The organism is Limnohabitans sp. Rim28 (assembly GCF_000293865.2).
Lineage (GTDB): Bacteria > Pseudomonadota > Gammaproteobacteria > Burkholderiales > Burkholderiaceae_C > Limnohabitans_A.
Genome location: NZ_ALKN02000013.1, coordinates 1 through 12,258, shown reverse-complemented (window position 1 = coordinate 12,258; position 12,258 = coordinate 1). Strand labels below are relative to the sequence as shown.

Annotated in this window: 10 protein-coding genes; 7 read left to right on the top strand and 3 right to left on the bottom strand. The window is 57.8% G+C overall.

Going from position 1 to position 12,258, the window contains the following annotated elements:
- Nucleotides 1-51: 51 nt before the first annotated feature.
- A complete protein-coding gene (locus B472_RS13675; protein WP_019427546.1) occupies nt 52-1,611 on the bottom strand; it encodes an acyl-CoA synthetase in 1,560 nt (519 codons plus the stop codon).
- A gap of 108 nt (nt 1,612-1,719) precedes the next feature.
- On the opposite strand from B472_RS13675, the gene B472_RS13670 reads away from it, so the two are divergent.
- Both B472_RS13670 and miaB read left to right on the top strand, forming a co-directional pair.
- Nucleotides 1,720-2,256: a DUF2889 domain-containing protein gene (locus B472_RS13670; protein ID WP_019427545.1), complete on the top strand. Its 537-nt coding sequence runs from the start codon at nt 1,720-1,722 to the stop codon at nt 2,254-2,256.
- Nucleotides 2,257-2,433: 177 nt separating this feature from the next.
- Entirely contained in the window at nt 2,434-3,771 is a 1,338-nt protein-coding gene (gene miaB / locus B472_RS13665) for a tRNA (N6-isopentenyl adenosine(37)-C2)-methylthiotransferase MiaB (protein ID WP_019427543.1), read from the top strand.
- Here miaB and B472_RS13660 read toward each other — a convergent pair whose 3' ends face one another.
- Nucleotides 3,772-4,164: a gamma-glutamylcyclotransferase gene (locus tag B472_RS13660; protein WP_019427542.1), complete on the bottom strand. Its 393-nt coding sequence runs from the start codon at nt 4,162-4,164 to the stop codon at nt 3,772-3,774.
- A 19-nt stretch (nt 4,165-4,183) separates the two neighbouring features.
- A complete protein-coding gene (gene ffh / locus B472_RS13655; RefSeq protein ID WP_019427541.1) occupies nt 4,184-5,569 on the bottom strand; it encodes a signal recognition particle protein in 1,386 nt (461 codons plus the stop codon).
- Between the two features lie 77 nt (nt 5,570-5,646).
- On the opposite strand from ffh, the gene B472_RS13650 reads away from it, so the two are divergent.
- From B472_RS13650 to B472_RS13630, 5 genes are all read left to right on the top strand, one after another.
- Nucleotides 5,647-6,450 carry an inner membrane protein YpjD gene (locus B472_RS13650; RefSeq protein WP_019427540.1) on the top strand — a complete coding sequence of 268 codons (804 nt, stop codon included), beginning with the start codon at nt 5,647-5,649 and terminating at the stop codon, nt 6,448-6,450.
- A complete protein-coding gene (locus B472_RS13645; protein ID WP_019427539.1) occupies nt 6,447-6,683 on the top strand; it encodes a PP0621 family protein in 237 nt (78 codons plus the stop codon). Before B472_RS13650 ends, B472_RS13645 begins: the two co-directional genes overlap by 4 nt.
- A gap of 77 nt (nt 6,684-6,760) precedes the next feature.
- Complete coding sequence (gene ampD, locus B472_RS13640; protein ID WP_019427538.1) at nt 6,761-7,342, top strand: 1,6-anhydro-N-acetylmuramyl-L-alanine amidase AmpD; 582 nt, start codon at nt 6,761-6,763, stop codon at nt 7,340-7,342.
- A 404-nt stretch (nt 7,343-7,746) separates the two neighbouring features.
- The gene (locus B472_RS13635; protein ID WP_019427536.1) at nt 7,747-10,656 is read left to right on the top strand and encodes a ribonucleoside-diphosphate reductase subunit alpha; all 2,910 of its coding nucleotides are present in this window, start codon (nt 7,747-7,749) and stop codon (nt 10,654-10,656) included.
- A 140-nt stretch (nt 10,657-10,796) separates the two neighbouring features.
- A complete protein-coding gene (locus B472_RS13630) occupies nt 10,797-11,939 on the top strand; it encodes a ribonucleotide-diphosphate reductase subunit beta (protein ID WP_026039656.1) in 1,143 nt (380 codons plus the stop codon).
- The last annotated feature ends 319 nt before the right edge of the window (nt 11,940-12,258 follow it).

Genomic DNA, 12,258 nt, shown 5'->3' with positions numbered 1-12,258 from the left:
CGGTGGGTGCTTCGAGCTGGCTTGGGTGCTCCGGGGCTCCGGAGCGGGATCTCAGGCGTAGCGCACCCGCAAATCCCGCTTGAGCAGTTTGCCGCTCGGGTTCTTGGGCAGCGTGTCGGTGAACACCACGCGCTTGGGGCACTTGAAGCCAGCCATGTGCTCTGCGCAGTGCGCGATCACCGCCGCCTCGTCCAACGTTTGCCCGGCCTTGACCACGATCACGGCCGTCACAGCTTCGACCCACTTGGGGTCGGGCAAGCCGATCACCGCCACTTCGCTGACCTGTGGCAGGCGGTAGATCATTTCTTCGACCTCGCGGCTGGCCACGTTTTCACCGCCGGACTTGATCATGTCCTTCTTGCGGTCCACCACGGTGATGTAGCCCTCGTCGTCGATCAGCCCCAGATCGCCGCTGTGGAACCAGTCGCCTTCAAACGAAGCTTGGGTCCGCTCATCGTCATGAAAGTAACCCAGCATCAAATGCGGCGAGCGGTGCACGATCTCACCCACTTCGCCCACGGCCACGTCCTGCATGGCCTCGTTCACCACCCGGGTTTCGACGTTGCGCACCGCTTTACCGCATGAACCCAGTTTGCGCAGTTGGTCCTCCGGGCCGAGCAAGGTGGCCAGCGGCGCGATTTCGGTCTGACCATACAGGTTCCATAAGCGCACCTTGGGCAGGCGAGACGCCAACTCTTTCAGCACCTCAACCGGCATGATGGACGCGCCGTAGTAGCCCTTGGCCAGTTTGGAGAGTTTGTCGGCATCCATGAGGGGTGAGCGCAGCAAGGCGATCCACACGGTAGGCGGCGCAAAAAAGCTGGTGATGCCGAATTTTTCAATCATCGGCAGCAGGTTGTCGGGTGTGGGCTTGGCCGTGATGACGTTGGTGCTCCCCATGTAAATGGCCGGACCAAAGAACACATCGAGTTGGGCGCAGTGGTACAGCGGCAGCGCGTGCAGGGCCACATCCTGCTCAGCGATTTCAGCGTCGATCACGCAGCTGACGTACTGCCACATGACGGCGTCATGCGTGAGCTGTGCGCCTTTGGGCGAGGACTCGGTGCCGCTGGTGTAGACGATCTGCGCCACATCGCAGCTGCCCAGCCGCACATCGGGGAGCCCATCCTGGCAGGCGGCCAGGGTGTCAAAGCTGTGCATGCCCGCCACGGGCTGGCTCGGGTCTTCGGACGGTAGCCAGATGAACTGCTGCACTTGGGTGTCCAGCTTGGCAGCAGCCTGCGCCAGCTCGGCCAAGCCGCTGTCGGTGGCCAAGGTTTTGGCACCTGCGTGGCGCAGGATGTAGGCCACCTCGTCGGCCTTGAGCATGAAGTTGATCGGCACCATGACCGCACCCCGGCGGGCCAGTGCAAAACGCAACGCCGCAAAACCGTGCGAGTTGCGGGCCAGTACCGCCACCTTGTCGCCCTCGGCCACACCGATGCTGGCCAAGCCTGCACCCAAGCGCGTGACCAGCGCATCAAACTCGGCATAGGTCCAGGTGGTGGCACCGCACACGATGCCGGTTTTGGCGGGCAAGCGGATCGCGGTGCGGCGCAGGGCATCGGCAATGGTCTGACGGCGAACAGTGGGGTGGATGGTGGTGGACATGCTGCGGACTCCTGCATCGATATGATCGGTGGATTGAACACCAGACCCGCGAGAATTCCATTGGCACTTCCCCCTCCCTCCCCCCGAAAACTGTCACATACGCGAACCGTGGTTTACCAAGGCTTTGACCGCGAAGACGGCCTGTGGGACATCGAAGCCCAACTGACCGACGTCAAGACCTTCGGCTTCCAGGTACCCAACGAACGGCTTTTCCCCGGCGATAAGCCGATCCATAACCTCAAAATCCGCGTCACACTCGACAACCAGATGGTCATCCAGGACATCGCCACCTCCATGGACGACATCCCCCACCCCGAATGCGTCGGCGCGCCACACGGCATGCACAAGCTCATCGGCTGCACCATGGGTCCGGGCTGGCGCAAGGTCATCCACCAACACGTAGGCGGCACCGAGGGCTGCACCCACTTGCGCGAGATGCTGTTCAACATGGCCACGGCCGCTTACCAAACCCTGCCCTCGGGCCAATGGCAGCGCCGCGAACTGGCCGGCCAGCCCCACCCCGAAATGACCCAAGCGCCCTATTTCCTGGGCCAATGCCACAGCTGGGCTTATGACAGCCCGACGGTGCAGCGGGCTTATCCGATGTTTTTCAAGCCGAAGGCGGTCGTAGACCAGGAAAACTGAGCGGGGGCTCGCCTGCGATAATCCACGCCTTCCAAAGCGCATCTGCGCTTTTCTTTTTCACAGCCTCTGGATCTACACCATGAACCGCTGCACTTTGGCCCTTTTCGGGCGTGCTTTACTTTGGCGTGCTTTGCTTGGCCTTGACTTCATCCCCTCCGTGAACGCCTTGGAGGCCGCATGAGCAAGAAGGTCTTCATCAAAACCTTTGGCTGCCAGATGAACGAGTACGACTCGGACAAGATGGCCGATGTGCTGGGCGCGGCCCAGGGTTATGAGCCCACCCAGGACGTGGACCAGGCCGATCTGATCTTGTTCAACACCTGCTCGGTGCGCGAGAAGGCGCAAGAAAAAGTGTTCAGCGACTTGGGCCGGGTGCAGCACCTCAAGGCCAAGGGCGTGCTGATTGGTGTGGGCGGCTGCGTGGCCAGCCAGGAAGGCGCCGAGATCATCAAGCGCGCACCTTATGTGGACGTGGTGTTTGGCCCGCAAACCCTGCACCGCCTGCCCGATTTGCTGAACGAGCGCGAGCGCAAGCAGCGCCCGCAGGTGGACATCAGCTTTCCCGAGATTGAAAAATTCGACCACCTGCCCCCCGCCAAGGTGGACGGCGCGACCGCCTTTGTGTCGATCATGGAAGGCTGCAGCAAATACTGCAGCTACTGCGTGGTGCCCTACACCCGGGGCGAAGAGGTGTCACGCCCATTTGACGATGTGCTGGTCGAGGTGGCCGGTCTGGCCGCGCAGGGCGTGAAAGAAATCACCTTGCTGGGCCAGAACGTGAACGCCTACCGGGGCAAGATGGGTGGCACCTCAGACATTGCCGACTTTGCCTTGTTGCTGGAATACGTGGCCGACATGCCGGGCATCGAGCGCATCCGCTACGTGACCAGCCACCCCAATGAATTCACCCAGCGCCTGATCGACGCGTACGAGAAGATCCCCAAACTGGTGAGCCACTTGCACTTGCCGGTGCAGCATGGCTCGGACCGGATTTTGATGGCCATGAAACGCGGCTACACGGCGATGGAATACAAGAGCACGATCCGCAAGCTGCGGGCGATCCGCCCCGACATGTCGCTCAGCAGCGATTTCATCGTGGGCTTCCCCGGCGAGACCGAGGACGACTTCCACAAGATGATGAAGCTGATCACCGATGTGGGTTTTGACACCAGCTTCAGCTTCATCTTCAGCCCCCGCCCCGGTACACCGGCGGCCAACCTGCACGACGACACGCCACACGCCGAGAAACTGCGCCGCCTGCACCACCTGCAAGCAACCATCGAAGAGAACGTGCAGCGCATTGGCGACAGTCGCGTGGGCACGGTGCAGCGCATTTTGGTAGAACGCCCTTCACGCAAAGATGCGACCGAGCTGGCTGGGCGCACCGAGTGCAACCGGGTGGTCAACTTCCCCGGCGGCCCGAACATGGACCGTCTGATTGGTCAGATGGCCGATGTGCGCATCACGCAGGGCCTGTCGCACTCGCTGCGCGGCGAGTTGGTGATCAAGGACTGATCAGGATTCGCGGCCGACTTCGCGGATGTAGCGGCGGTAGTCGCCATGTGGGATGGGTGTGCAGCCATCGACTGGGCGGTTGTACACATAGGTCTGCACGGGCTGGCCTTGCAGCGGGCCGCTGGCCACCGGCACCACCTCTCGCCAATAGTGTGATTCGGCGCGGTCACCGGGCACCACGCCTTCCACCCCATCCAGACGGGCCAGGTGTGCGTCATCGACTTCATAGACCTCGCCCGTGACGTGGCCGTCTCCTGGCAGCAAGCCGGGGTAACGCCCAAGGTCGAACAAACGGCCAGGCACTTGGGCTGGCCCCACGAATCGGGCACCGTGCATTTCAGCTTCCAAGCGCAAACCAGGCATCAGGGTGCCGTAAATGAAGAGGTAAGTCATCTGCGGATGGCCTGTGTGATCAACGCGGCATGCCAGGGAAGCCCCCGCCGCCGCCCATCATGCCTTTCATGGCACCCATGCGTTTCATCATCTTCATCATGCCGCCGCCAGACATTTTTTTCATCATGTCCTGCATCTGCTCAAACTCCTTGAGCATGCGGTTGACGTCCTGCACCTGAACGCCAGCACCCGCTGCAATCCGGCGCTTGCGTGTGGCCTTGATCAGCTCGGGCTTGCTGCGCTCTTTGGGCGTCATGCTGTGGATGATGCCTTGCTTGCGGCCAATGTCTTTCTCAACTTTGTCCATGTCCATGGCGCCGGCCTTGGCTGTCAGCTGGCTGGGCAACTTGTCCATCAAACTCGACAGCCCACCCATTTGCTTCATCTGCTGGATCTGGGCCAAGAAGTCATTCAAATCAAAACTGCCACCACTTTTGACCTTGGACGCCAGTTTTTGCGCGGCCTCCATGTCCACACCGGCCGTGACCTGCTCGACCAAGGCCACGATGTCGCCCATGCCCAGCACCCGGCCCGCATGGCGCTCGGCATCGAACACTTCCAGGCCGTCGATCTTTTCGCTGGTGCCGGCAAACTTGATCGGCACGCCCGTGATCTGGCGCACCGACAGGGCGGCACCGCCGCGTGAATCGCCATCCAGTTTGGTCAGCACAATGCCCGTGAGCGGCAAGGCCTCGCTGAAAGCGCGGGCGGTATTGGCCGCATCCTGGCCCTGCATGGCGTCCACCACGAACAGGGTTTCAACAGGTTTCAATTCAGCGTGCAACGCCTTGATCTCGGCCATCAGGGCTTCGTCAATCGCCAAGCGTCCCGCCGTGTCAACCAGCAGCACGTCAAAAAAGTGCTTGCGGGCATAGTCAATGGCGGCGCGGGCGATGTCGATCGGTTTTTGATCGGGCGAGCTGGGGAACCACTCGGCTCCCGCTTGCGCTGTGACGGTTTTGAGCTGCTCAATGGCCGCAGGGCGGTAAACGTCGCCCGAAACCGTCAGCACTTTCTTTTTGCGCTTTTCAATCAGGTGCTTGGCCAGCTTGGCGGTGGTGGTGGTTTTACCGGCACCTTGCAAACCAGCCATCAGGATCACAGCGGGCGGTTGCGCGGCCAAGTTGATGTCTGACACGCCCTCGCCCATGGTGGCGGCCAACTCGCGGTTGACCACACCCACCAAGGCCTGACCGGGCTTGAGTGAGCCCATGACTTCTTGGCCCAGGGCTTTTTCTTTCACACGGGCGATGAAATCGCGCACCACCGGCAAGGCCACGTCAGCCTCCAGCAGGGCCATGCGCACCTCGCGCAGCATGTCCGCCACGTTGGATTCGGTGATGCGGGCCTGTCCGCTGAGGGTCTTGACGAGGCGTGAAAGTTTGTCGGTCAGGGCGGAGGCCATGGGGGAATCCAGAAAAAACCGGTTGAGCGTGATGGCGAAGCCCCAATGGCTGCGCCCGAAAGGCTAAACTCGGCTTCATGATTTTAGCGAGTGCGCCTTTCTGGACGCTGCCCTTCTCGGCATTGGCAGCATTGACCTATGCTTTGCCCGCTCTGGTGCCCAGTCGCCTGAGCGATGTGCACGCCCGCCGCCTCCTTTGGCTGGCTTGGGCGTTGCATGCCGTCAGTTTGCTGGCCCTCTTGATGGGCCCTGTGCGCTTCGGTTTTGCGCCAGCGTTGTCGGTCACCGCTTGGTTGGTGGTCACGGCTTACATGATCGAGACCCAGTTTTTCCCCAAATTCAAAGCCCGTTGGGCCGTGGGTTGTTTGGGGTCTGTCACCGTGGCGCTGGCTTGGTTTTTTCCGGGCACCCTGTTGACCAGCCAAGCCTCGGCTTGGCTGCCTTTGCACTTTGCTCTGGGTTTGTCGGCCTACGGCATGTTTGCAGCCGCTGTGGTGCACGCCTGGATGATGACCCGCACCGAGCAAGACATTCGGCAAGCGCACGAAGGGTCCAGCGGTTTGCCTTTGTTGACGCTGGAGCGACTCACCTTCCGTTTTGTCACTGCAGGCTTTTTGCTGCTGACGGCAACCTTGGTCGCCGGTGCCTTGTTTGGTGAGGCTTTGTATGGCCAAGGTCATACCGAATGGCGTTGGGATCACAAACGGGTGTTCGCTTTGTTGTCATGGCTGACTTTCGCCACCTTGTTGGTGGGTCGTAGCCAGTGGGGATGGCGTGGTCGCCGCGCTGTGCGGGTGCTCTACATCGGCGCAGGTTTGTTGTTGCTTTCTTACGCAGGTTCGCGCTTTGTCTTGGAAGTCTTGATTGGACGCGCTGCATGAAATACCTGATTTGGCTGGTGGTCATATTGGCTGCAATTTGGGCCTTCAAACGCAGCCGAAGAGCCGTGAAACCGCCCGCCGAAAAGTCAACGCCACCCGTAACCCCCTCCAACATGGTGGGCTGCGCCCATTGCGGGCTTCATTTGCCGCAAGAAGAAGCTGTCACCGGCGCAAAGGGCTTCTACTGCAGCACCGAGCACCGCGCTGCAGCCCTGGACCGCAACCCTGCTTGAACTTTCTTGGCCTGATCCTTCGTCCATGCTGCAGAACTTTGTGCCAGAGGCCTTGAGCATCGTTGAACGTAGACGCCATGTCTTTTCCGCCCGTTGAACCCACCGCGCTCTGGCAGGACGGCTGGTATGGGCCGGCAAATCGGCTGGATTCCCCCAACTTTGGCGCCAGACCCACAGGGGCATGCATTGACTTGGTGGTGATCCACTCGATCAGTCTGCCGCCCGGTCAATACGGTGGCCCAGAGGTACAAGACCTCTTCACCAACCAACTGGACTGGGACGCTCACCCTTATTTCTCGCAAATCAGGGGCTTGCAAGTGTCCGCTCATTTCTTCATTCGACGAGATGGCACCTTGATCCAGTTTGTCAGCGCCAACGACCGGGCTTGGCATGCCGGACAGTCCGCGTACCGTGGACGGCCCCAATGCAACGACGACTCCATTGGCATTGAACTGGAGGGCCTAGAAGGCGACATCTTCACAGAAGCGCAATACGTGCAACTGGCACGTCTTTGCCAAGACTTGCATGGCCCCTACCCCATAGCCCATGTGGCAGGGCATGAACATGTGGCGCCCGAACGCAAGCAAGACCCCGGGCCCGGTTTTGCTTGGGAACGCTTTCAAAAGCTGGTGAACTTCCCGGATTCGTACTTTCCCTAGGAATTGAAAGCCACAGTTGGAAAAAATATTTTTTTAACTTTTTACATTTCTCGCGCGGCACTGTCACCTTGAATGGTTGACTTCAAAAATCAAAACCCTTCTTTTAAAAGCGATAGAAGGGCAAAGTCTGTCCAAGGCCACATGGCCATTGGCTTCGCGCCCAAAAACACTGTTTTCAAAGCGTTTGGAGCCACTTTTTTCAGCTCCTGAAAAGATCTTTCCGATACCCGATTTTCGGCCATCGACCGCGGGCACTCAAAAAGCATCGGTACACTACCTGTAGTGGCTTGCAAGGGTCATGGACACCAGATATAGTGTCTGAAACATTTTTTCACATTTGCAACAGCAACCCGGTTCAAGCCCTTGTTAACGCCTTAAAACAGACCATAAATTAGAAAAAAACCATGCAAACAGAACTCAACGTTTCATCTTCTGCATCTGGCCTGATGAACCAGCCCATGTCTGACCGTGCAGGCCAACCCTCCACGCAAAGCTTGAACCAATACCAAATCATTCGTCGCAATGGTGCAGTCGTTCCTTTTGAGCCGAGCAAAATTGCTGTCGCCTTGATGAAAGCCTTTTTGGCTGTGCACGGCACACAAGGTGCCGCATCGGCCAGCGTGCGTGAAGTGGTCGAAGAATTGACACAAAACGTGGTTCGCGCGCTGATGCGCTCACGTCCCGGCGGCGGTACTTTCCACATCGAAGATGTGCAGGACCAAGTCGAATTGGGCTTGATGCGCAGCAGCAACCATGAAGTGGCCCGCGCCTATGTGCTTTACCGTGAGCGTCGCACCCAAGAGCGCGCCCAACAAACTCAACAATCCTCGCAGACCAGCCAAGAACCTGCGTTGCACGTTATCGACCGCGGCCAACGCGTTGTCCTTGATCTGGGTTACCTCAAATCACTCATGGTCAATGCTTGCGCTGGCTTGGGCAAAGATGTGAGCCCCGAGCCCATCGTTGCCGAAACCATGCGCAACCTGTACGACGGCGTGCCCATGGAAGAGGTTTACAAGGCGTCCATTTTGGCGTCGCGCACCTTGATCGAAAAAGACCCGGACTACACCTATGTGACCGCCCGTTTGCTGATGCACACCATTGCCAAGGAGATCTTGGGCAAGGAAGTGCCTCAGAGCGAGATGGCCGAGGCGTACATCAACTACTTCCCTCAGTTCGTCAAAAAAGGGGTTGAGAACGACCTGCTCGATGAAAAGCTGCTGCAATTCGACCTGAAGCAATTGGCGGCAGCCCTCAAGCCCGAACGCGACTTGCAGTTTGATTACCTCGGCTTGCAAACCCTGTACGACCGTTACTTCTTGCACGTGCGCAAGACCCGCATCGAGATGCCCCAGGCCTTTTTCATGCGCGTCGCCATGGGCTTGTCCCTCAACGAAATCAACCGTGAAGCGCGCGCCATCGAGTTCTACGAGGTCCTGTCGTCGTTCGACTTCATGTCGTCTACGCCCACCTTGTTCAACAGCGGTACTTTGCGCTCGCAACTGTCAAGCTGCTACCTGACCACCGTGCCCGACGACCTGGGTGGCATCTATGACGCCATCAAGGAAAATGCCTTGCTGTCTAAATTTGCAGGCGGCTTGGGCAACGACTGGACACCTGTGCGCGCCTTGGGCGCCCACATCAAAGGCACCAACGGCGAATCACAAGGTGTGGTGCCCTTCCTGAAAGTGGTCAACGACACCGCCGTGGCGGTCAACCAAGGCGGCAAGCGCAAGGGCGCGGTCTGCGCTTACCTGGAAACTTGGCACCTGGACATCGAAGAGTTCCTGGAGTTGCGCAAGAACACCGGCGATGACCGTCGCCGCACGCACGACATGAACTCGGCCAATTGGATTCCTGACCTGTTCATGCGCCGCGTCATGGAAAAAGGCACTTGGACCTTGTTCTCACCCTCAGATGTGCCTGACTTGCACGACCTGTTCGGTCTGGCTTTCGAAAAAGCCTATGTGGCTTATGAGCAAAAAGCAGAGCGCGGCGAGATCAAGCCCAGCAAAACCATCCCAGCCACCGACCTGTGGCGGAAGATGCTGTCCATGCTGTTCGAAACCGGCCACCCTTGGATCACTTTCAAGGACCCTTGCAACGTGCGCTCACCCCAGCAGCACGTGGGTGTGGTGCACTCTTCCAACCTGTGCACCGAAATCACGCTCAACACCAGCGACACCGAAACAGCCGTCTGCAACTTGGGCTCGGTCAACCTGTCACGCCACCTCAAGGACGGCGCGAACGGCAAAGTGATCGACCACGACAAGTTGAAGAAAACCATCACGATTGCCATGCGCATGCTGGACAACGTGATTGACATCAACTACTACGCCGTCAAAAAGGCCCGTGACTCCAACATGCGTCACCGCCCCGTGGGTTTGGGCTTGATGGGTTTCCAAGACTCGCTGTACGAAATGCGCACGCCTTATGCCTCTCAGGCCGCTGTGGAATTCGCTGACCAATCCATGGAAGCGATCTGCTACTACGCCTACTGGGCATCCACCGAACTGGCCAAAGAACGCGGTCAATACGCTACTTACAAGGGTTCGTTGTGGGACCAAGGCATCTTGCCTTTGGACACGCTGAAACTTTTGGAGCGTGAGCGCGGTGGTTATGTAGAGGTCGACCGCTCGTCCACCCTGGACTGGGATGCACTGCGCCAGAAAATTGCTGCCGACGGCATGCGCAACTCCAACTGCGTGGCCATTGCGCCCACAGCCACCATCTCCAACATCATTGGTGTGGATGCGTCCATCGAGCCTTGCTTTGGCAACTTGTCTGTCAAGTCCAACCTGTCGGGCGAATTCACCGTGATCAACGGCTACTTGGTGCGCGACCTGAAGCGTTTGGGCTTGTGGGACGATGTGATGGTCATGGACCTGAAACACTTTGACGGCTCGCTGCGCCCGATCGACCGCGTGCCCCAAGAAATCAAGTCGCTGTATGCCACCGCGTTTGAAGTTGAAACGACTTGGCTGGTTGAGGCTGCCGCACGTCGTCAAAAATGGATCGATCAAGCTCAGTCGCTCAACATTTACATGGCCGGTGCATCGGGCAAAAAACTCGACGACACTTACAAATTGGCTTGGTTGCGTGGCCTCAAAACCACTTACTACCTGCGTACATCCAGCGCCACACAAGTTGAAAAATCTACGGTGAATGCTGGCTCACACAACGCCGTTTCATCCTCAGGCATGAACGCCGCGGAATCTTCAGCTGCAGCATCCCCATCATCCATGAACACACCGTCAGCAACCGACGTCAAGTTTGTGGCCATCGACGATGTTGGCTGCGAAGCTTGTCAGTGATTTGAAATGCATTGCACTGGGTTATGACAAGCCCATTGCGATGCAATTGCACAACACTTCTGGTGCGTTGTTCGTCATAAAACGATTCACTGCTTTGCAATTCGTTTGCAAGCTTTCATAATTTAAGAACTGGAATTTTTATGCTCTCTTGGGACGATCAAGTCAAACCTGCTTTGCAACCCGCAATGCCTATTCTTTCTGGCGCAGACGCATCTGCCGCCATGGCATCGGCGTCCTCAACTTCTGGTTCCACAACAGCTGCGCCTCGCCGCATGAATGCAGCAGACAAGCGCATCATCAACGGCCAGACCGACGTCAACCAGTTGGTGCCTTTCAAATACAAATGGGCCTGGGAAAAATACCTGGCCACTTGCGCCAACCACTGGATGCCGCAAGAAGTGAACATGAACCGTGACATCGCCTTGTGGAAAGACCCCAATGGTCTGACAGAAGACGAACGCCGCATGGTCAAGCGCAACCTCGGTTTCTTTGTGACTGCCGACTCTTTGGCTGCCAACAACATCACCTTAGGCACATACCGTCACATCACAGCGCCCGAGTGCCGTCAGTTTTTGCTGCGCCAAGCTTTTGAAGAAGCCATCCATACCCACGCTTACCAATACATCACGGAGTCATTGGGTCTGGACGAGAGCGAAATTTTCAACGCTTACAACGAAGTCAAATCCATCCGCGACAAGGACGAGTTCCTGATCCCGTTCATCAACGTGATCATGGACCCCAACTTCAAAACCGGCACCCAAGAAACCGATCAGACGCTGCTCAAGTCTTTGATTGTGTTCGCTTGCCTGATGGAAGGCCTGTTCTTTTACGTGGGTTTCACGCAAATCTTGGCCTTGGGTCGCCAAAACAAGATGACGGGCGCTGCAGAGCAGTACCAGTACATCCTGCGTGATGAATCCATGCACTGCAACTTTGGCATTGACATGATCAATACCATCAAGCACGAAAATCCACAGCTCTGGACCGCCGAGTTCAAGGCTGAAATCAAAGAATTGTTCTTGCACGCTGTCGAACTGGAATACCGTTATGCCGAAGACACCATGCCACGCGGTGTGTTGGGCATGAACGCTTCCATGTTCAAAGGCTACTTGCGTTACATCGCCAATCGCCGTGCTACCCAGATCGGCTTGGAGGCGCTCTTCCCCAATGAAGAGAACCCCTTCCCCTGGATGAGCGAAATGATCGACTTGAAGAAAGAGCGAAATTTCTTCGAGACCCGAGTCATTGAGTACCAAACCGGCGGCGCTTTGTCCTGGGACTGATCTTCTGAACACCCCCTCAATGTCCCCCTTCTTCAAGCCACACGCCTCATTGCCTTCGGGTCATGGGGGATGTGGCTTTTCTGTGTTCATGGTGTTGAGCACTTGCTCAGCGCCATGGATCGCTTTGTGCAATCCAACAAGCACCAAGCGTTCCCTTTCCGTTGAGTTCTCAACTTGATCAAGGAGAAAATCATGGCAACTGCAAAAAAAGTAGCGGCAAAAAAAGCTGCTCCCGCAAAAAAGGCCGCCACGGCCGCGAAACCTGCCGCTAAAAAAGTAGCTGCAGCCAAGAAACCAGCCGCTAAAAAAGCAGAAATGC

Excerpts from the sequence above, each read along its gene's own strand:
- B472_RS13675 (WP_019427546.1), bottom strand. The coding sequence starts at position 1,611 with ATGTCCACCACCATCCACCCCACTGTTCGCCGTCAGACCATTGCCGAT.
- miaB (WP_019427543.1), top strand. The coding sequence starts at position 2,434 with ATGAGCAAGAAGGTCTTCATCAAAACCTTTGGCTGCCAGATGAACGAG.
- B472_RS13660 (WP_019427542.1), bottom strand. The coding sequence starts at position 4,164 with ATGACTTACCTCTTCATTTACGGCACCCTGATGCCTGGTTTGCGCTTG.
- ffh (WP_019427541.1), bottom strand. The coding sequence starts at position 5,569 with ATGGCCTCCGCCCTGACCGACAAACTTTCACGCCTCGTCAAGACCCTC.
- B472_RS13650 (WP_019427540.1), top strand. The coding sequence starts at position 5,647 with ATGATTTTAGCGAGTGCGCCTTTCTGGACGCTGCCCTTCTCGGCATTG.
- B472_RS13645 (WP_019427539.1), top strand. The coding sequence starts at position 6,447 with ATGAAATACCTGATTTGGCTGGTGGTCATATTGGCTGCAATTTGGGCC.
- ampD (WP_019427538.1), top strand. The coding sequence starts at position 6,761 with ATGTCTTTTCCGCCCGTTGAACCCACCGCGCTCTGGCAGGACGGCTGG.
- B472_RS13635 (WP_019427536.1), top strand. The coding sequence starts at position 7,747 with ATGCAAACAGAACTCAACGTTTCATCTTCTGCATCTGGCCTGATGAAC.
- B472_RS13630 (WP_026039656.1), top strand. The coding sequence starts at position 10,797 with ATGCTCTCTTGGGACGATCAAGTCAAACCTGCTTTGCAACCCGCAATG.